Origin of the sequence: Deinococcus sp. NW-56 (genome assembly GCF_002953415.1) — a bacterium.
Lineage (GTDB): Bacteria > Deinococcota > Deinococci > Deinococcales > Deinococcaceae > Deinococcus.
This window is the reverse complement of sequence record NZ_CP026516.1, coordinates 314,020-332,561: the sequence shown is the minus strand read 5'-3', so window position 1 is coordinate 332,561 and position 18,542 is coordinate 314,020. Positions and strand designations below refer to the sequence as shown.

The following is an 18,542-nucleotide window of genomic DNA, read 5'->3' as shown; positions in this document are numbered from 1 at the left end:
CCTCATGCCACCCTCCCCCGACGCCACGTTCCGCGAACAGGTCCTCGCCCTTGTCGCCCGTATCCCCCCCGGCCGCGTGATGACCTACGGCCAGCTCGCCCTTCTCGCCGGACGGCCTGGCCCCGGCGGCGCCCGGCTCGCGGGCTTCGTGCTGGGCAGCCTTGCGGGAAGGGCACAGAGCGGTGAGACCGACCTTCCCTGGCAGCGGGTCATCAATGCTCAGGGCAAGGTCAGCACCCACAAGCTCGGCTTCGGGGACGTGCAGGAGCGGCTGCTGGAGGCCGAGGGCGTGACGTTTGACGCCTCGGGCCGCTGCGACCTCGCCCGGTGGCAGTGGTGGCCGCCGGAAGACGGGCGGGACGCGGCGCCTGAACCCCTGCTTTAACCCCGCCCGATTGCAGTCCCCGGAGCACAACGTCCCGCTGGCCCCGGCGTATTCTGGAGGGCATGAAGCGAACGAGGCGGCAGAGATGGGTGGCAGGCGACGTCCTGTCCTGGGTGCTGGGCGTGACGCTCGGCCTGATCTTGGGGGTGGCGCTCCTGATCGTGGCTCCCCGGCTGGGACAGGCACAGGGCGAGGCCGAAGCGGGGCCAGAAGGCACCATCATCGCGCAGGGTGAGAACCAGACGAGCGCGGACGCGACCGGCTCCGAGTCCGAGGACGTGGCGTCGTCCGAGGGCACGGGCGAGGGTCAGGCGAACAGCGCAGGCAGCACCGGCGAAGGTGAAGGGGCGGCCGCCGAGGGGCAGGACGGCGAGAGCGCTGGGATGGGAACGAACAGCGGCGACGAGGCCGAGGAAAGCGTGACGAGCACCGAGCAGGGGGCGCAGGCCGAGGCCGACACCGCCGCCGGGGAGACGAGCACCAACGAGGCCAATACCGACGCTGTCTCCACCACCGACCAGACCGGGGCCGGGGCCACCGTCGCGCCATTGGGCACCGCCGAGTCCGACGAGGCCCGCGCCACGGGCGAGATCGGGTCCTCCACGGCCCAGAACACCGGCGAGGGCAACACCGCCGAGGAAGCGATCACCGGCGAGCAGACCGACTCGGCGGGCGACGTGGGAGCCGGGCAGACCATCTTTGCCAGCAACTGCGCGGGCTGCCACGGCGCGAACGGGCAGGGCGGTTTCGGCCCCAGCCTGGTCACGGCCGACGGCCCCAAGAGCTGGACGCTGGCGCAGTTCACCACCACCCTGCGCGAGGGCAAGACCCCCGAGCGCGAACTCGCGCCCACCATGCCCCGCTACTCCGAGCAGCAGATCAGCGACGCGCAGATCGTGGACCTGCACGCGTACATCAAGACCCTGAACTGAGGTTCACAGCAGGAGCGCCGCCCCACTTCCACGGGGCGGCGCCTTCCTTTGTGCCTCTATTGTGGCACGGCCCACGCTCGGGAACGAGTCCATCCGGCCACGGTTTCCCCCGTCGGGGCTGCCTACACTCGGCGGGTGCGAAAACCCCCGGCGACCGGACCCATCCCCACCTCCGAACTGCTGACCGTGCTTCGCCGGGCGGTGCCCTCGCTGGTGCGGAGTGCGCCGCTGATCGTGTCGCTGATGGCGCTGATGGTGGTGCTCCAGGGGCTGCTGCCCGCCGCCACCGTCTTTCTGAGCAAGTGGACGGTGGACGGCATCACGGCGGTGGCGGGTGGGGGCGAAGCCAACCTCACCCTGCTCGCCGTGGCGTGGGCAGCTACGGCGCTGGTCGGGCAGCTCACGGCGGTGGGGCGGGCCGTGTTGCAGGGGTACGCCACCGACCACTTCACGGTGCAGACGGTCACGCAACTCATGCGCAAGATGCAGGCGCTGCCCGGCTTGGACGTGGTGGAAGACCCCCGCTTTCACGACGACGTGGAGACCCTCCAGACGGGCGCCCGCTTCCGGCCGCTGAACCTCACGGCGACGTTGCTGGGGCTGCTGCAAGCGGTCGTGGGCGTGATGGGCGTGGCGGGGGCGCTGCTCACGGTGGGGTGGTGGGTGCCGCTCGTCGTCGTGGTCGGGATGATTCCGCTGGCCCGCACCCAGATTCGCCTGCGCGAGATGGGCTGGAGCCTTGCCATTCAACGCACCCAGGAGGCCCGCGAACTCGCCTACGACCAGCGCGTCGCCCTGCGGCACGAGTACGCCAAGGAGGTGCGCCTCTACGACCTGATGCCCTACCTGACCGGGCGCTACGTGGACGGGGCGCTCGCCTACCAGCGGGTGATGCGCGGGATGCGCAACAAGCAGGTGCTGGGACTTCTCCCCGCGCAGGTGCTCGCGCTGGCGATCACGGCGGGACTCTTCGCCTACGCGGTGGCGCAGGCGGGGGCGGGGCAACTCACGGCGGGTACGGTCGTGTTGGTAATTGGGGCGCTCGCCGGGGTGCGCGACAGCCTGGGCAGCGTGACCGAGTACCTCGGGATGGGGACCGAGCACCTCCGGTGGTTCCAGAAGTATTACGCCTTTCTGGACGCCAAACCCGGCGTGGCCCCGCCCCCTCAGCCCCGACCCCTCCCCGCCCGGCTGGACCTGCGGCTGGACGATGTGACCTTCGGCTACCGCGACCTTCCGCCCGTGCTGGAACACGTCACCCTGCATATCCCCGAAGGGCAGGTCGTCGCCATCGTGGGCGAGAACGGGGCGGGCAAGACCACGCTGGTCAAGCTGCTGCTGCGCTTCTACGACCCCACCTCGGGCCGGGTGCTGCTGGGCGCCCCAGGCGAGGAGGTGGACCTGCGGGGCGTGGACCTCACCGCGTGGCGCTCGCAGGTCGCGGCGGTCTTTCAGGACTTCGCCCGCTTCGAGTGGACGGTGCGCGACAACGTGCTGCTGGGGCGGCCCGAGGACGGGGAGAAACTGACGCTGACGGCCGACGCGAGCGGGCTGAGCGGCATCCTGCCCCGGCTCCCGGACGGCCTGAACACCCGCATCGGGCAGGCGTTCGGTGGGGTGGACCTCTCGGGCGGCCAGTGGCAGAAGCTGGCGACCGCCCGCGCTCTGTACCGGGACGCCCGCGTGCTGATCCTCGATGAGCCGACGGCGGCGCTGGACCCCCGCAGCGAGAGCGAGGTCTTTGCCGCCTTCGCCGCCCTCGCGCGGGGCCGCACCACCCTGCTGATCACCCACCGCCTCGGCAGCGTGCTGATGGCCGACCGCATCCTGGTGATGAAGGCGGGGAGGTTGATTGAGGACGGCACCCACGCCGAGCTGCTCGCACAGGGCGGCGAGTACGCCGAGCTGTGGCGGCTCCAGGCCGGGCAATATACCGGGGAGGACGCGGTGTACCCGGAGCGGGACGCGGTGGGGTCGGACTGAGCAGGCAACAAAAAAGCCGCCTCTTCGGGCGGTGATGCAAATAAGATAGCGCGGTATGCAGGATTCGTCAAGGGAAACCGGGGGGTGCGGGCGGAGGCCGTGTGGGAGGGGATTTTGGCTTGTGCTTGAGCGTTCAACCCCTCAGTCCGCTTCGCGGCCAGCTCCCCTCAAAGGGAGCCTCCAAAGCGCACGAAACTGGAGGGACGATGCCCGCGACAGCCTCCCTTTCAAGGGGAGGTGCCCCGCAGGGGCGGAGGGGTTGAACTGCGGGAGCAGAAGGGTCCCGCGCCATCCGCCCCTCACCTCCCCCTGCTACACTTTTTCACCTATGGCCCTGTTCGCCCCAGCGCGGGCGGCGGGCACGGCGCACCCTCCCTCTGACGCCTGGGAGCGTGCGACACCGAAAGGAGCGTCCACATGCATAAAGTCGCCATCGTGGGCCGACCCAACGTCGGCAAATCCAGCCTGTTCAACCGCCTGATCGGGCGGCGTGAAGCCGTCGTCGCGGACTTTCCCGGCGTGACCCGCGACGCCAAGGAAGGGCTGATGCTCTACCACAACCACCGCATCACGCTGATTGACACAGGCGGGCTGTGGAGCGGGGACGAGTGGGAACAGGCCATCCGCGAGAAGGCGGAATGGGCCATGGAAGGTGCCCAGGCCGTCATCTTCGTCCTTGACCCACGCGAGGGCCTCTCGGCCGCCGACTACGAGGTCGCGGAGTGGCTGCGGCGGCTCGGTAAGCCCGTGATCGTGGTCGCCAACAAGATCGACAGCCCCAAGCACGAGGTCTACCTTGCCGAACTGTGGGGCCTGGGCTTCGGCGATCCGGTCGCCATCAGCGCGGAGCACGCCCGTGGCCTCGACGACCTGATGGACCGCGTGATGACGCACCTCCCCGCCGACGACGAGGACGTGCCGGAAATCGCGCCCATCCGCATCTCGCTGATCGGGCGGCCCAACGTGGGCAAGTCCAGCCTGCTGAACGCGATCACGCACACCGACCGGGCCATCGTGGCCGATCAGCCGGGCACCACCCGCGACTCGCTGGACGTGGAGTGGGACTACGGCGGACAGCGCTTCGTGCTGGTGGATACGGCGGGCATCCGCAAGAAGCCCGACACCGCTATCGAGGACTACGCGATTCAGCGCTCGCAGGCCGCGATTGAGCGCAGCGACCTGATCTGGCTGGTCGTGAACGCGACCGACCTCGGCGACCACGAACTCAAGCTCGCCAACCTCGCCTACGACAGCGGCAAGCCCGTGATCGTGGTCGTGAACAAGTGGGACCTCGTGCCCGACGAGGAGCTGAAGCGCACCGAGAAGGAGCTGAATCAGAAGCTCCACCACATCTCCTACGCGCCGCGCGTGTACACCTCCGCGATCAACGACTACGGCATCCACGACATGCTCGCCGAGGCCATGAAGCTCTATGAGAAGTGGCAAAGCCGCATCCCGACGGCCGAACTCAACCGCTGGCTGGAGGTCTGGCAGATGCGGCAGGCGGTGCCCAACTTCGGCGGCAAGAAGCTCAAGATGTACTTCATGACGCAGGTGGAAACCGCACCCCCCACCTTCGCCATCTTCTGCAACCGCGCCGACTTCGTGACCCGCGCCTACGAGGGCTTCCTGCAAAACCGCATCCGCGAGGACCTGCAACTCGCCGGGATTCCGGTGCGCCTGAAGTGGAAGGAAAAGGGGCCGTACAAGAAGGGCAAGAAGGGCGAGGAAGCCGAGGCGTAAGGGCAGAAAAGAGTGGACCGGGGCGAGCCTCCGGTCCACTTTCTGTGGCCGGTCAGCGCAGGTGCCGAGCGGTCACGGGCCACACGGCCAGCGCTGTCCCGATTGGACAACGGAGTAGGCGGCAACCGTATCAGCGGTCCTGGGCTGCCTCGCCCCCCTCCATCGCCTGCCAGTCCTCCCAGGCCAGGGCGGGCAGCAGGGCGAAACTGCCGACAAAGAGCGAGGCGACGGCGGCGGGCACCCGCACCGCCGCCCTGCCGTTCAGCACGAGGTACAGCGCCCCCAGGGTGCTCAGGACGCCGATGTCCATGAACATCACGCGGGCAAAGGGGCTTCGGCGCAGGGTGTCCATGGTCCCCAGGTCACCGGGACGGCGGCGCCCCAGCACGGCGCTCAGCACCAACATCACGAACAGGGCCGCGTAGAGCTTCAGCCGCTCGGGGCCGGGGGCGCGGTACTTCTCCAGGGTGGGGGGCAGGGCTTTGAGAGTGGGCGTCATGCCCCAGCGTAGCCCCAAGAACCTCACACCTGCGGCGCCTCCCCGCTCCGTACGCTGGGGGCATGAGCCTCTTTCTGCGACTGCTGCTCGGCGGCCTGCTCGTCTTCAGCCTCGCGGCGTGTGCGCCCGGCGGCGAGGACGAGAACACCGATGGAGACGGGGCCAGCGTCTCCCAGCAGGACGGCGACAGCGACGACGAGAACGACGACGACTGAGCGCCCCTGCCCCCACGCCCCCGGCCCGACCGCCGGGGGTATTCGCTTGGGGCAGGCCCCATCACGCCTCGCGCACAGGTGGGCCTCTACACTGCCGGGCATTCCACAACCCGGCCCCTCGCCCTCCCCCACCTGCCCCGGAGGCTCCATGACGCGTACCCCCCTGTTCGGCCTGCTCACCCTCGGCATCCTGCTCGCCTCCTGCGGAAGCACCCCCAGTGCCACGGCGCCCACGCCCGAAGCCTCGGCCCCACAGACCCCGGCTCCGGTGACGGCAGCGGGCGAGTACGTGCCCGGTGAGGTGATCGTGCAGCTTGCGGGCGGGCTGGGAGCACAGGGCCTGACCGCGCTGGAGGCCCGGCTGGGCGTGCAGTCGCTCGAGCAGCTCGCAGTGGTGGACGGGGCGGCGCTGCTGCGCACCCGCGTGACCGACGGCCAGAGCGTGCCCGGCAAGGTCGCGCAGCTTCAGGCGAGCGGGGCGGTGCGCTTCGCGGAGCCGAACTGGATCTACCAGCATCAGGCGACCACCAACGACGCGCAGTTCACGAACGGCACCCTCTGGGGCATGTACGGGGACGCCAGCACGCCCGCCAACGGGTACGGGTCGCAGGCGGCCGAGGCCTGGGCACGCGGCAGCGTGGGCAGCGACAGCGTGTACGTGGGCATCATCGACGAGGGCTACCAGTTCGACCACCCCGACCTGCGGGGCAACGCGTGGCTCAACCCCTTTGACCCGGTGGACGGGCGCGACAACGACGGCAACGGGTACATCGACGACTCGCGCGGCTGGGACTTCGCCAACGCGGACAACACCGTGTACGACGGCGGCACGCGCGGCAGCCTGGATGCCCACGGCACCCACGTCGCCGGGACCATCGGCGGCACGGCGAGCGACGGCGGCGTGGTGGGCGTGAACCACAACGTCACCATGATCAGCGGCAAGTTCCTGGGGCGCCGGGGCGGCAGCAGCGCCGACGCGATCAAGGCGGTGGACTACTTCACCGACCTCAAGACCCGGCACGGGCTGAACATCGTGGCGACGAACAACTCCTGGGGCGGCGGCGGCTACAGCCAGGCGCTGTACGAGGCCATCGTGCGCGGGGCGAAGGCGAACATCCTCTTTATCGCGGCGGCGGGCAACTCGGGCACCGACAACGACGCGACCGCCTCCTACCCCAGCAACTACGACACGACCAAGGACGCGGGCTACGACGCGGTCATCGCGGTGGCTGCCATTGACAAGGCAGGGGCGCTGGCCTCGTTCAGCCAGTACGGGAAGACGCAGGTGGACCTCGGCGCTCCCGGCGTGGCGATCAGCAGCAGCGTGCCCTACAACAGCTACGCGAGCTACAACGGCACCTCCATGGCGACCCCGCACGTCACGGGCGGCGCGGCCCTGTACGCCAGCACCCACCCCGGCGCGACCGCCGCGCAGATTCGCCAGGCCCTCCTGGGCAGCGTGATCGCCACTCCCAGCCTGAATGGCAAGGCCTTCACGGGCGGGCGGCTGAACGTCAGCGGGTTCTGAGGGAAGCGGTCAGCTTCCAACTCTCCATATGCAGAGGGGGCGGGCCTGCGGGTACCGTCCCCTCTTCTTCTGCTTACAGACTGAGGGCACGCTCGCCCGGCACACTGACCCATGTCGCACCCCACCGTTCGCGCGGCGCTGATCCTCGGCGCGGCCCTGCTCGCCTCGTGCGCCACGGCCCAAGCGCCGCAGGTGCGCTTCGTTCCATTCGCCAGCGGGCTGCCGCAGGTCACGACCATCACCCACGCGGGGGACGGGTCGGGGCGGCTGTACGTGACCCTTCAGGGGGGACAGGTGCGGGTGCTTCGCAACGGGCAGCTCCAGGCGCAACCCTTTCTCGACGTGAGCGGGCTGACCCGTGCGGGGGGCGAGCGGGGGCTGCTGGGGCTGGCCTTCGACCCCCGGTACAAGCAGAACCGCCGCTTCTACGTCCACTACACCGACCGCAACGGGGACACGGTGCTGGCGCGGTACACGGCGACCACCGACTTCAGCCGCGGTGACCCGCAGAGTGCGCGGACCCTCTTTACCGCCGAGCAGCCCTACGCCAACCACAACGGCGGGCAGCTCGCCTTCGGGCCAGACGGCTTCCTGTACCTGGGGCTGGGCGACGGCGGCTCGGGCGGCGATCCCCAGAACAACGGCCAGAAGCTGAGCACGCCGCTGGGCAAGATTCTGCGCTTCGACGTGAGCGGGGACGCGGCCCGGCCCGCCGCCGGAAACCCCTTCGTGAACCGCAGCGGGGTCAATCCGTACATCTGGGCGTATGGACTGCGGAACCCCTGGCGCTTCTCCTTCGATCGGCAGGGCGGCGACCTGATCATTGCGGACGTAGGGCAGAACGCGCTGGAGGAGCTTAACCGCCAGCCCCGCAGCAGCAGGGGCGGCGAGAACTATGGGTGGAAGGTGCGCGAGGGCAACCGCTGCTTTGAGCCGTCCACGGGCTGCCGCACCCAGGGGCTGACCGAGCCTGTGCTGGTCTACGGGCGCAATGAGGGCCAGAGCATCACGGGCGGGTACGTCTACCGGGGCAGTGCTATTCCCACGCTGAAGGGCCAGTACGTCTTCGGGGACTTTGGAAGCGGCACCGTGTGGGCGGCCCGGACCACCGGGAACCGCTGGACGAAAACCACGCTGGGGCGCGTGGACAATCCCTCCACCTTCGGGGAGGACGAGGCGGGCGAGCTGTACGTGGCCGAGTACGGCAGCGGGCGCATCCTGAAGATGAGCCGCTGAGCCACCTTCAGTCCCCCACCTCCTCCACCCGGTAGCGCACGGTGCGGCGGCCGAGGTTCACCGTGACCTCGTCCCCCACCTGACGACCCAGCAGGGCACGGCCCACTGGACTCTCACTGCTGACGCGGGGGCGCTCGCCGGGCACGGCGGACGCTTCGGGCGGGCTGACGAGTTGAAGGGTCAGACGGCGGCCTGCATCCAGTTCCAGCAGCGTGACCACTGAGCCGAGGCGAATGCCGCCTTCCTCCCCGGCCCCTGGCCCGATCACCACCGCCCGCGCGATCAGGTCTTTCAGCTCGTCCACGCGAGCCTGCACCGCCAGGAGCCGCTGCTGGGCTTCGGGCAGGCCCTGGTTTTCCTGATCGTTGGCTTCCATCTGCTCGCGCACGACGCGGCGGGCTTCCTCCAGCCGCTCCGTTTCCTGGGTCAGTTGGTGCCGCAACCGGGCGAGGCCCTCGGGGGTCAGGGGGGCGGGCTGGGTCATGGCGGCATGGTGCCCCGCCGCAGGTCCAGGGTGCGTGAATCCCGGCTTCATCCTGCCGCGCCGTGCCCCCGCCAGACTCCCCCCATGCGTGCCCAACGTTCCGCCCTCGTCCTCGCCAGCGCCCTCCTCGTGGCCGGTCCCGCCCAGCAGGCCGAGGCCACCGCCTGGGAAAAGGCCAAGTTCGTCTTTCACCTCGGCGCGGCCTACTACGCCTTCAACACCTGGGTCTGGCGGCCCTACCGCGAGTACAAGTTCCAGACGGGTGCCCCCGGCCAGCGGGCCAACATCGTCAAGGCGGGCGTGGCCTTAGCCTTCGCCGCCTATCAGGTCAACACGGCGGTCAAAATGACACGCAACACGCAAGACCCCTTCCTGCGGCGCATCGGCTCGCTGCTGCCGGGCTTTAACAAGTCGCTGACCGCCGTCGGCAACGACCTGAAGCGAGGCCGCTTCAACGAGGCGGGCATTCAGGGACTCAACCGTCAGGTGAATACCCTGCTGAACACCGCCGAGCGCCAGGGGCAGCCGATCCGCCCGGTGGCAGTGCCGATTCCGGGGTTGTGATGGAGCAAAGAGGAGAGTCGGGCCATTGCGTGCCCGTCTCTCCTCTCGCTTGGATTCAGTTCACCCGCACTTGCTGTAGCCGCACGCCTGGCACTTCAGGCACCCTTCTTCCCGGATCACGGCCTTCTCCTCGCACACCGGGCAGCGCTCGCGGCCCATGCCTTCCACGCTGACGCCACTGGGAGCCGCAGGCGCGGCGGCGGGCGCGTCCACGCTGCCCCCGGCGAGGGGCGGCAGGCTGGCGGCGTCCATGTCCTTGGCGAAGGTGTCGAGCGCGACGGCGATCAGGTCGGCCTTGGACCCCACGAGGCGGCCGTTGTAGGAGCCGTACAGCCCGCCGTTGATGCCCCGCAGCGTCTTGATGATCGCCTGCGCGGGCACGCCGTGTTGCAGGGCGATGGAGACGACGCGGCCCAGCGCCTCACTGTCGGCGTTCGCCTCGTCCCCCGCGCGGCCCGAGATCACCATGACCTCCACGGGCTTGCCGTTGAGGTGGTTGACCGTGACGAGGAAGGAGCGGCGGTGCCCGCTGGTGGGATCGGTGAGTTTGACCATGTCGGTGATCCCGCTCAGACGGGTGGGACGCTCGTAGACGGGAGCCGGAGCGGCAGCGGCGGGCCGGGGGGTCAGGGCAGCGGCAGCGGGCGCCGCAGACACGGAGGCGGCTTCGGGCTGAGCGGCCACCGGGGCGGGCTGGGGACTCTCCCCCATCACCTCGGCCACGGCTTCGGCGGTCACGGTCTCCTCCACCTTCTTCTCCTTCTTCTTGCTGGTGGACAGCACCTGGAACTGCCGCGAGCCGTCGCGGTACACGGTGATGCCCTTGCAGCCCGTCTTATACGCCTCGGCGTAGGCGGTCTGCACGTCGGCGACGGTGGCCGAGTTGGGCAGGTTGATCGTCTTGGAGAGGCTGTTGGCCGCATGCTGCCCGCCCTCGTCAAAGGCCCGCTGCACGGTACCCTGCATCCGCACGTGGTCCACCGGGCTGATGTCGTGGGCACACACGAAGACCTGTTGCAGCGCCTCGGGGATAAACGCCAGCCCCACCACCGAGCCGTGGTTTTCCGAGACGGCCTCGGTCACGCGGTCCCAGTTCCAGCCGCCTCCGTCCGCCTCCATGTTGCTGGCGGGCGGGTACTGGTTCAGCAGCTCCATGAAGAGGGGGTGCAGCAGCGCCCGGTACTCGCTGCCGATCTTGCGCCAGATGAAGGGCGAGAAGACCGGCTCAATGCCGCTGGAGACGCCCATCAACATGGAGGTCGTGCCCGTTGGTGCAACGGTCAACACCGCCACGTTGCGCCGCGCCGCGTGGGGAATCTTGCGGGGGCTGCGGGTGTAGACGGGGTAGTGGCCGCGCTCCTTGCCCAGCCGCTCGCTCTCGGCCACGGCTTCCTCGCGCAGGGCGGTCATGATGTCGTGGATGGCCTGCCGCCCGGCTTCCGAGTCGTAGCGCAGCCCCAGCTTGATCAGCGCGTCCGCGAGGCCCATCACGCCCAGGCCCAGGCGCCGCAGGTCCTGCGAGGCGACCCGGTTGTCCTCCAGCGCGAAGACATTCACGTCCAGCACGTCGTCGAGGAAGCGCACGCAGGTCCGTACATCGGCGCGGAAGGTCGGGTAATCAAAGGCGCTGCCCTTCACGTAGGCCGCGAGGTTGATCGCGCCCAAATCACACGGTTCCCCAATTGTGAGTGGGATCTCACCACATTGTCTGGTATTTACATAACTAAAGCGAGGCTTTTCGCCATCAGCAGACATCGAGTGGTGCCCGATGTAGTAATTGTGGAACTCGTCCACCGTGCCGTTGTAGACATCCTCGACGCCGACATACTCGACCGAAACGACGCGGTGGTTCGCCATGCTGGCCCGCTCGGTGAGGGCCGCGTAGGTCGGCAGGCCGCCGGGATGCAGCCGGACAGGAACGCCCGCCTCACGGCAGTGGGCTTCCCACTCCGCTTTAAGAGGACGGCGGCCCAGACGGAATTTGAGGTCGTTGAAAGCCCGCACCTGACGCTCGCTGGTGTGCTCGCTGATGCGCCGCGTCGCGGCCCGTGCTCCCTCGCGGCCTGCGGCAGAAGCCCGCTTCAGGCCGCAGGGACGGCAGTAGCTCACCTCGCGGCGACTCCAGGGCTGCTCGTAGTGGGTGCCGCAGTCCTCGCAGGCGCGGGTGACGATGGGATAGAAGTTGCCCTCGTGCCGCACGGCCACGTAACCGGAGGCCAGAGCGGACTGGTACAGGTCGAAATTATGAACAGCCTGTCGAGACTGGCCCACGCCACGCGGCAGGGGGGGCAGGCCGAGTTCAGTGGCGATCCGCTCGGAGAGAGCATTCACGCTTCCCAGTTCCGTCTCCCGATGCTCCGAGAAGCTCTGGGGGAGGCCGCGCTCCCTGGCATGGGTCTGCCACTCGCGGTTGGTGAAGCCCCGGCCCAGCGTGTGAGCCAGTTCGCGTGCCGCCTCTTCCAGCTCGGCATGGGACAGACCGGAGTGACGGCCATTGCGCTCACCCGAGGTGGAGGCGCTCATACGGCTGCGGTAGGCGTCCTTTTCAGCGTCCGTGAGCTGGCCCCACCACCGCTCGCGCATCGGGTTGTTGTCGCCCAGCATGTCGGCACGGTGCAGGTCGTCGTGCGCCTCCACGGTCATCACTTCCAAATTGCTGGGACGGTTATTCTGCGCGTCGTAGTCGCGGTGATGCACGACCTCGCCTGTCTTGAGAGCTCGGCCAAGGGAGAAAGCGGCGATCAGGCGGTGTTCACCCCTGGGCTGCCCCTTCCCGCTGGTGAGCCACACGTAATCCTGACTGCGGGTTTTCGTCATGTGCGGCAGCACTTCGTCGAACTTGGCATGGAAGCGCGTCATGGAGGCCACCGAATCGCCCGGCTGCAACTCCAGCGCCTCGCGGAAGGTCCCGTCCGTCAGGTTGAACTTGTGGTTGCCCGTGACCCGGACCTTCAGTCCGTCGTCGAAGGCAACCTCATAGATGGGTTGGGCGTAGCCCGTCACGCGCGGGTTTCGCATCCAGCGCACGGCCACGTTGCCCCGGTCGTCCTTGGCGTAGACCGGCACATCCAGCCCGGCCTCCGTCAATTCCCGGAAGCTGATCGCCCCCCGCCCATCCGCCACCGCGACCAGCGTGTCTCCCGTCACGCAAGGATTCGTGCTCCGAATCTCGTACCGCTTGCCCAGGTTCTTCAGCGCCGAGTGCTCGTTCACCCGGTCCACGAAGATCAGGCCCGGCTCGCCCGTGCTCCAGGCATGCTCGGCGATCTGGTCCCACAGCCACTTCGCCGGGACACCGGGGCGCTTGTCGGCGGGGTTGTAGCGGCCCTGGGGGGCAGTGCGGTAGAGGGGCACGCCCCGCGCACCGTCCTCGGCGCGGTCGGGCAGCGCGGGCAGGCGGCCGTCGTACAGCCCGTCCTGGGGGGCGAGGTAATACTTGCCGGGCACCTCCTGCACGTCCACATGCCACAGGGCGTCGCGCTCCAGCGCCTGCCAGAACTTCTCGGTGATCAGGATGGAGATGTTGAAGGTGGAGATGTCGCCTTCCGCCGCCTCGCGGTCGAGGTCCTTGGCGGTCAGGAAGTCCAGCACGTCGGGATGCTCGATGGCGATGGTCGCCATGCCCGCGCCGCGCCTCGTGCCGCCCTGCCTCACCACCCGCAGCACCGGCGAGTAGACAAAGCGCAGCGTGTTCACCGGCCCGCTCGTCTCGCCGCCCCGGTTGGCCCATTCCAGGAAGTTGTCGAAAATTTCCAGCAGGAAGGACACCGGGCCGGAGCTGGTGCCGCCGGACCCCCGGATGGGAGCCCCTTCCGGGCGCATGGGCGAGAGGTCGATGCGCGGCTCGACGCCCACCCGCGCCGTCTCCGCGACCGCCCGCGCCGCGTCGATGATGCCGCCCATGTCGTCCGCGACAGCTTGCACGCCCTCCGGCAGCGCCCGCACGATCTGCACCCCGTTCTGCCGGGCCAGCGCCACGAGGTCGGTGGGGACCGCCTCGCCGTAGACCACCCGCGTCCAGTTGCGGACCGCGACCGGGGCCTTGTCCCCGTCGGGCTGGGTGGGCGGGCGCATCAGCCCTTCCACGAAGTCGGTCACGTCGGGATGGGTCGCCGCCATGTAGACCCACCCGCGTACACCCGCGTCGGGGCGGCTCTGCGCCGAGCGCGGCGCGTACACGTCGAGGTTCACGCCGTTGCCGCCGCCCACCTTGGTGACCAGCGCGAGCTTGCGGGCGACTTCCATCACGCCGTCAAAGCTCTCGGGGGCATGCTCGGTCGCGCCCTGCACGAAGCAGTTCCCCGTCAGCAGGCCACCCTGAATGACGAAGGTTCGCGTCTGCGGCTCTTCGCAGCAGAAGACTTCCTCGGTGCGGCCGGTGGGTTCGATGCCCACGACTCGCAGGCTGGCGTTGCGGGGCGCGGCCTGACCCAGCGAGGAGCGCTCGAAACGTTCGCGCTGGTCTTCCCGCAGGAAATCTTCGGGGCGCAGGGTCTGCTTAAGCAGGCGCAGGGCGTAGCTGGGTTTCCCGCCGTAGCCACCGTCCGCGTGGCGGAAGAGACGCAGGCTGGCCGCCTTGACTCCGAAGCGGACGAGTTGCCGGGAGAGTCGGGCCAGTTCATCTGCATCCGACTGATAGATGGCCGCCGACCCCCGGTCGTCTACCCCCCCGTCGGTGGCGAGCAGGCCGCAAAAGAAGCCGTACCAGTACGCGTCGCTGCTCAGTTCGTCGGGCAGGGCCTTGAGGTCGCCGCGCATCCCCTGCGCGACCGTGACCTCGCGGCCCGCGTACACGGCATCGTGAACCCGGAACTCCCCAAAGTGCTGGGCAAGTTGGCGCTTGGCCCCGAAAAGTTGAACGTGGTGAGTATGCCCGTTGGTATTTTTCGATCCGTCCCCGTAGGTAACGCCGTGGCGCACCCCGGCCTCGAAATCGTCGTCCCGCACCGGGCGGCGGCCGGTGGGCAGGACGGGGACCCACTGACCGGGCAGGTCCAGGGTCGTCACCTTGCGGTAACGGCCGGACTGGCTGCGTTTGCCCACCGGCCACTCGTGCCCCGCAGTCGCCTCGACCGTTTCACCGTTCTCGAACAGCACCCGGTAGAGTTCCTGCCGCCCGTAGCTGCGGAAGACCGCCGTACGGTACACCCCACCTTGCGACAACACCTCGGCGGGTCCGCTGAGGTCCGCAATACGCCGCTGCCCCTCGCGGGTTTCGACCAGCGTGTCTGCCTGAAGGCAGTTCAGCACGTTGCCGTGCTGCGTCCCGGCCCCCGCCAGCACGCGTCCGCCGGGGCAGAACTTCTTCTCGGCCATCAGGTCGTAGTACCGCTGCGCCCAGTGCTCCCGCACCTCCCCGGCTTCCGCGCCCGCCACCCAGGTCGCGATGCGGCGGAACATCCCCGCGATATCGCCGTCGCCGGGCTGGAGGTACTGCCGCTTGGCGATGTGCTGGGCGTTGTCGTCGAAGTGGCGCAGGGCAGGGTCGGGCGTGGTGGTCATGGCGGCTCCTTGAGGCGAGGCGGCAACAAAAACCCTCACCACCCGGCGGGGGCGGTGCGGAAACGGACGGGCGGGGACCCGCTGCGGGGGGTTCCTCTACGGTGCCTGACTCTACCATTCGGCTCCGCCTCATACAACGCCTTGTACTTACACCCCGAATGGGGTACAAGATGCAGCCCCAGACCGGGTGAGGTCAGGGGCCGTATCAACCGCCGGAGATTCAGCCCGTGCGCACCAGAAAGCGCCCGCAGGAGGGGCACTTGACCGGGGGCAGCTTGCCCTGCGCGGCCTTCTGCTGCACATTGACGGGGAGCATCACGTTGCAGCCCGTGCAGCGGCCCCCGCGAATCTCGACGAGGCCCAGGCCCTTTTTGGCCTTGCGAATCAGGTCGTATTCCTTGACGGTGCGCGAGTCGAGGGCGCCGACCAGTCCGGCGCGTTCCTGGCGGGCGCCCTCGCCCTGGTCGCGCAGGCCCTGCACGCGGGCCTCGTCCTCCTTCTCCAGCGCTTCGAGGGTGGGGCGCAGGGCGCGGTGCTCGCCGCGCAGGGCCGCCGCCTTTTCGGTCAGCTCGCGCTGGCGCTCACGCAAGGGCGCGAGGTCTTCGGCCATCTCCTCGGCCCGCTCTTCGAGCATCTGAATGCGGCTGCCGTACTGCGACTGGGCGCGGGCGTCGAAGGCGTTTTTCTCCTGCTCCTCGCGGGCGCGGGCCGCCTGCTCGCGGGTTCCGGCGAGGTCCTGCTCGAGGGCGCGGAGCTGCTTCTCGACGCCTTCCAGGGTGATCTCGGTGTCCTCCAGGGCGTTGTTCAGGCGCTCCTGCTCCTGCCGGGCCTCGCGCAGGGCGTCCGGAATGCTGGCCTCCTCGCCCCGCAGGCGGTCGAGTTCGAGGTCAAGTTCCTGTACGCGCAGCAGGCTTTGCAGACTTCCGGTATCGCTCATCCCGGTCAGTCTACCCCTGCCGGTGCCGACCGCGCCGCCGGGTGCCCGCCCCGCCGCGCCGGGCGGTAGAGGCCCAGGTAGATCGCCAGCACGCTGGACGCGTACATCAGCAGCGTCCAGGCGAACAGCAGGTTAAAGGCCACGCCGAAGGGCAGCGCCCCCCGCACCACCCCACTCAGGATGCTGCTCACCGCCCAGCCCAGGTCCCAGGCGATCAGGTTGACGGCGGAATACATCGGGCGGTCCTCGTCGGGCAGGGCCGTCATCGCGTAGGCCGAGTAGACGGGTCCGGCGGCGTTCATCAGCGCCCCACGGGTAAAGAGGGCGACGGCGACCATCCAGAGTTGCGGCGCGTAGCCCAGGACTGCCAGGAAGGGCAGGCTGGCCGCTTGCACCACCAGCACCGCCGTGAGCTGCCCCAGCCGCCGCACCAGCAAGGGTTGCAGCAGCACGGTGGCGGCCGTCGCCAGGCTGGTCCACGCGAACAGGTTGCCCAGGCTGGCATAGTCCACCTCGAACTTGCCCTCGATATAGACGTTCAGGAAGGGAATGGTCGCCCCCGCCCCCAGCCCCACCAGCACGTTGGGCGCGACCAGCCGCCCCATCGTGAGCTTGTCGCGGATGGCGAAGGAGCGGCCCTCCGGGGCCTTCTTGCCGCTGGGCCGCAGGAACAGGACCGGAAAGAGTCCCGCGAGCTGAAAGCCCGCCGACACCAGCAGCGCCGCCCGCAGCGCCCCCAGCCCATCCGGCTCGGTCGCGGTAGCCGCCGCGTACACCTCCGGCACCCGCCCACCGAAGAGGTTGCCCAGGAACCCCGCCCCGGTCATCAGCGCACTCTGGACACTGAAAAGGGTCACCCGCGATTTCTCGTCGCTGTTGTTCGCCATGAAGGGCGACCCGGCGACCATCAGCATCGCGCCGCCCGCCCCCTGCACGAGCGCCCCCGCGATCGCCCCCAGCGGCCCTCCCGCCGTGGCGAGAATGAGCGCCCCGGCCACGCTGAAGATGCTTCCGAGCTGAATTGTCCGCGCGTTGGAGATGCGCCGCGCGAGCGCCACCGCCGGGAGGCTGAGGGACGCCAGCGTCAGCGCGGGCAGCGCGTTGACCAGCCCCTGCCACTCGGCCCCCAGCCCCAGCGCCCGCAGGTAGAAGTTCAGGAAGAGGGCCGCGAACGCCTGCGCCAGCCCGAAGGTGAAGGCGGAAGCGAGGTAGAGCCAGACCTGACGGGAGAACTTCCAGGTCATTCGTGCACCCCGGTCTGCTCCACGCCCACCTTCGGGCAAAACCCCGCCATCACGCACTCCGGGCACAGCGGCCTGCGGGCCAGACACACCCGCCGCCCGTGCAGGATCAGCGCGTGGTGCAGGAACACCCAGCGGTCACGCGGAAAGAGGCGCCCCAGGTCGGCCTCCACCTTGTCGGGATTGGTCTGCACGCTCAGCCCCAGCCGCCGGGCGAGGCGGCCCACGTGGGTGTCCACCGCGATGGCCGGATAGCCGTAGGCATTGCTCAGCACGACATTGGCCGTCTTGCGGCCCGCGCCGGGAAGAGCGACGACCGCGTCAAAATCGTTGGGCACCTCCCCCCCATGCCGCTCCACAAGCAGCCGGGCGAGGGCGGCGAGGTTCCTGGCTTTATTCCGGTACAGGCCGATGGAGCGGATGTATGGCTCGATCTCCTCCGGGGTGGCCTGGCTCAGGGCGAAGGCGTCCGGGTAGCGGGCGAAGAGGGCCGGGGTCGCGGCATTCACACTCACGTCGGTCGCCTGGGCCGAGAGCACCGTGGCGACGAGGAGTTCGAAGGGGTTGCGGAACTCAAGTTCGGTGCGGGCGTCCGGGTAGAGGGCCTCCAGCGCCGCGAGCACCAGGGGAGCGCGGGCCGGGGCACCCTCCGGCAGGGGGGGGGCCGGGGCGGGAGTCATACGGGGCTGCTCTGATTCCCAGGCATCCGGGAGGGCACCGGATGCCTGTCCATCGCCGCACCCCCGTCTCTTCTTCTGCTCGCTTCGCTCGGGTTCGTCTTCGACTCACCGGAAGTTCTTTTCACGCGGGGCAGCCTACACCCGGCCACCAGGGGCCGTCTGGGGCACGGGGACACCTCGGGGGCAACCCGCAACGCGCCCACCGCGTACCCTGAGCCATGAGAACCTTTTCGCTGATTCTGGGCATCCTGGCGGCGCTGGGCCTTCTGCTGGGCCTGCTGCCCCTCTTCGGCTGGCTCAACTGGCTGGTGGTGCTGCCCCCCGCCGTGCTGGGCCTGATTCTCGGGGTGCTGGCCCGTGACCGGGGCGCGACTACCCTGAACGTGGTCGTGATCGCGCTAGCGGCCCTGCGACTCTTCCTGGGGGGTGGGGTGCTCTAGCTCCCGGCCCTTGCAGGCCCGCGCGGGCCTCTGCTATCCTGCCCAGGCTCACGCGCCCGGCGGCGCGGAAGGCACGGGTCTTTAGCTCAGTTGGTAGAGCGGCGGTCTCCAAAACCGTAGGTCGTGGGTTCAAGTCCTACAAGGCCCGCCAAGAAACCTCCCCCGCCCCGCGC

15 protein-coding genes and 1 tRNA gene are annotated in these 18,542 nt (G+C 69.2%); 10 read left to right on the top strand and 6 right to left on the bottom strand.

All coding sequences use genetic code 11. The features are described from left to right. Nucleotides 1–4 precede the first annotated feature (4 nt). The 4 genes from C3K08_RS01760 (at nt 5) to der (ending at nt 5,043) form a co-directional block, all read left to right on the top strand. On the top strand, nt 5–385 hold the full coding sequence (locus C3K08_RS01760) for an MGMT family protein (protein WP_104989775.1): 381 nt from the start codon (nt 5–7) through the stop codon (nt 383–385). A 62-nt stretch (nt 386–447) separates the two neighbouring features. Further along, nucleotides 448–1,317, top strand: a complete 870-nt coding sequence (locus C3K08_RS01755) for a cytochrome c (RefSeq protein WP_104989774.1) — start codon at nt 448–450, stop codon at nt 1,315–1,317. A gap of 135 nt (nt 1,318–1,452) precedes the next feature. Next, nucleotides 1,453–3,300 carry an ABC transporter ATP-binding protein gene (locus C3K08_RS01750; RefSeq protein ID WP_234009117.1) on the top strand — a complete coding sequence of 616 codons (1,848 nt, stop codon included), beginning with the start codon at nt 1,453–1,455 and terminating at the stop codon, nt 3,298–3,300. 417 nt (nt 3,301–3,717) lie between these two features. After that, complete coding sequence (gene der, locus C3K08_RS01745) at nt 3,718–5,043, top strand: ribosome biogenesis GTPase Der (RefSeq protein ID WP_104989773.1); 1,326 nt, start codon at nt 3,718–3,720, stop codon at nt 5,041–5,043. A 130-nt stretch (nt 5,044–5,173) separates the two neighbouring features. On the opposite strand, the gene C3K08_RS01740 is transcribed toward der, so the two are convergent. Beyond that, nucleotides 5,174–5,542 (bottom strand): hypothetical protein, encoded by a 369-nt coding sequence (locus C3K08_RS01740; protein WP_104989772.1) that lies wholly within the window; start codon nt 5,540–5,542, stop codon nt 5,174–5,176. A gap of 62 nt (nt 5,543–5,604) precedes the next feature. Here C3K08_RS01740 and C3K08_RS17775 point away from each other — a divergent pair, with 62 nt between their 5' ends. The 3 genes from C3K08_RS17775 to C3K08_RS01730 all read left to right on the top strand — a co-directional run bounded on the left by C3K08_RS17775 (nt 5,605) and on the right by C3K08_RS01730 (nt 8,521). Continuing rightward, on the top strand, nt 5,605–5,757 hold the full coding sequence (locus C3K08_RS17775; RefSeq protein ID WP_158679808.1) for a hypothetical protein: 153 nt from the start codon (nt 5,605–5,607) through the stop codon (nt 5,755–5,757). Nucleotides 5,758–5,905: 148 nt separating this feature from the next. Further along, the gene (locus tag C3K08_RS01735; protein ID WP_104989771.1) at nt 5,906–7,285 is read left to right on the top strand and encodes a S8 family peptidase; all 1,380 of its coding nucleotides are present in this window, start codon (nt 5,906–5,908) and stop codon (nt 7,283–7,285) included. Nucleotides 7,286–7,396: 111 nt separating this feature from the next. After that, entirely contained in the window at nt 7,397–8,521 is a 1,125-nt protein-coding gene (locus C3K08_RS01730; RefSeq protein ID WP_104989770.1) for a sorbosone dehydrogenase family protein, read from the top strand. Between the two features lie 7 nt (nt 8,522–8,528). On the opposite strand, the gene C3K08_RS01725 is transcribed toward C3K08_RS01730, so the two are convergent. Further along, entirely contained in the window at nt 8,529–9,005 is a 477-nt protein-coding gene (locus C3K08_RS01725) for a GreA/GreB family elongation factor (RefSeq protein WP_104989769.1), read from the bottom strand. A gap of 84 nt (nt 9,006–9,089) precedes the next feature. Here C3K08_RS01725 and C3K08_RS01720 point away from each other — a divergent pair, with 84 nt between their 5' ends. Further along, complete coding sequence (locus C3K08_RS01720; RefSeq protein WP_104989768.1) at nt 9,090–9,569, top strand: hypothetical protein; 480 nt, start codon at nt 9,090–9,092, stop codon at nt 9,567–9,569. Between the two features lie 60 nt (nt 9,570–9,629). On the opposite strand, the gene C3K08_RS01715 is transcribed toward C3K08_RS01720, so the two are convergent. The 4 genes from C3K08_RS01715 to nth all read right to left on the bottom strand — a co-directional run bounded on the left by C3K08_RS01715 (nt 9,630) and on the right by nth (nt 17,929). Beyond that, a complete protein-coding gene (locus tag C3K08_RS01715) occupies nt 9,630–15,071 on the bottom strand; it encodes a ribonucleotide reductase N-terminal alpha domain-containing protein (protein ID WP_199776964.1) in 5,442 nt (1,813 codons plus the stop codon). Nucleotides 15,072–15,291: 220 nt separating this feature from the next. Continuing rightward, nucleotides 15,292–16,008 carry a zinc ribbon domain-containing protein gene (locus C3K08_RS01705; protein ID WP_104989767.1) on the bottom strand — a complete coding sequence of 239 codons (717 nt, stop codon included), beginning with the start codon at nt 16,006–16,008 and terminating at the stop codon, nt 15,292–15,294. A 5-nt stretch (nt 16,009–16,013) separates the two neighbouring features. Next, complete coding sequence (locus C3K08_RS01700) at nt 16,014–17,252, bottom strand: MFS transporter (protein ID WP_104989766.1); 1,239 nt, start codon at nt 17,250–17,252, stop codon at nt 16,014–16,016. Continuing rightward, nucleotides 17,249–17,929 (bottom strand): endonuclease III, encoded by a 681-nt coding sequence (gene nth / locus C3K08_RS01695; RefSeq protein ID WP_104989765.1) that lies wholly within the window; start codon nt 17,927–17,929, stop codon nt 17,249–17,251. The genes C3K08_RS01700 and nth overlap by 4 nt, the downstream gene beginning before the upstream one ends. Before the next feature lie 218 nt (nt 17,930–18,147). Here nth and C3K08_RS01690 point away from each other — a divergent pair, with 218 nt between their 5' ends. After that, entirely contained in the window at nt 18,148–18,369 is a 222-nt protein-coding gene (locus C3K08_RS01690) for a hypothetical protein (protein ID WP_104989764.1), read from the top strand. 75 nt (nt 18,370–18,444) lie between these two features. After that, nucleotides 18,445–18,520: transfer RNA gene (locus tag C3K08_RS01685), tRNA-Trp, on the top strand. Nucleotides 18,521–18,542 lie beyond the last annotated feature (22 nt).

Coding starts and splice junctions, on each gene's coding strand:
- C3K08_RS01760 (WP_104989775.1), top strand. CDS start 5: ATGCCACCCTCCCCCGACGCCACGTTCCGCGAACAGGTCCTCGCCCTT.
- C3K08_RS01755 (WP_104989774.1), top strand. CDS start 448: ATGAAGCGAACGAGGCGGCAGAGATGGGTGGCAGGCGACGTCCTGTCC.
- der (WP_104989773.1), top strand. CDS start 3,718: ATGCATAAAGTCGCCATCGTGGGCCGACCCAACGTCGGCAAATCCAGC.
- C3K08_RS01740 (WP_104989772.1), bottom strand. CDS start 5,542: ATGACGCCCACTCTCAAAGCCCTGCCCCCCACCCTGGAGAAGTACCGC.
- C3K08_RS17775 (WP_158679808.1), top strand. CDS start 5,605: ATGAGCCTCTTTCTGCGACTGCTGCTCGGCGGCCTGCTCGTCTTCAGC.
- C3K08_RS01735 (WP_104989771.1), top strand. CDS start 5,906: ATGACGCGTACCCCCCTGTTCGGCCTGCTCACCCTCGGCATCCTGCTC.
- C3K08_RS01730 (WP_104989770.1), top strand. CDS start 7,397: ATGTCGCACCCCACCGTTCGCGCGGCGCTGATCCTCGGCGCGGCCCTG.
- C3K08_RS01725 (WP_104989769.1), bottom strand. CDS start 9,005: ATGACCCAGCCCGCCCCCCTGACCCCCGAGGGCCTCGCCCGGTTGCGG.
- C3K08_RS01720 (WP_104989768.1), top strand. CDS start 9,090: ATGCGTGCCCAACGTTCCGCCCTCGTCCTCGCCAGCGCCCTCCTCGTG.
- C3K08_RS01715 (WP_199776964.1), bottom strand. CDS start 15,071: ATGACCACCACGCCCGACCCTGCCCTGCGCCACTTCGACGACAACGCC.
- C3K08_RS01705 (WP_104989767.1), bottom strand. CDS start 16,008: ATGAGCGATACCGGAAGTCTGCAAAGCCTGCTGCGCGTACAGGAACTT.
- C3K08_RS01700 (WP_104989766.1), bottom strand. CDS start 17,252: ATGACCTGGAAGTTCTCCCGTCAGGTCTGGCTCTACCTCGCTTCCGCC.
- nth (WP_104989765.1), bottom strand. CDS start 17,929: ATGACTCCCGCCCCGGCCCCCCCCCTGCCGGAGGGTGCCCCGGCCCGC.
- C3K08_RS01690 (WP_104989764.1), top strand. CDS start 18,148: ATGAGAACCTTTTCGCTGATTCTGGGCATCCTGGCGGCGCTGGGCCTT.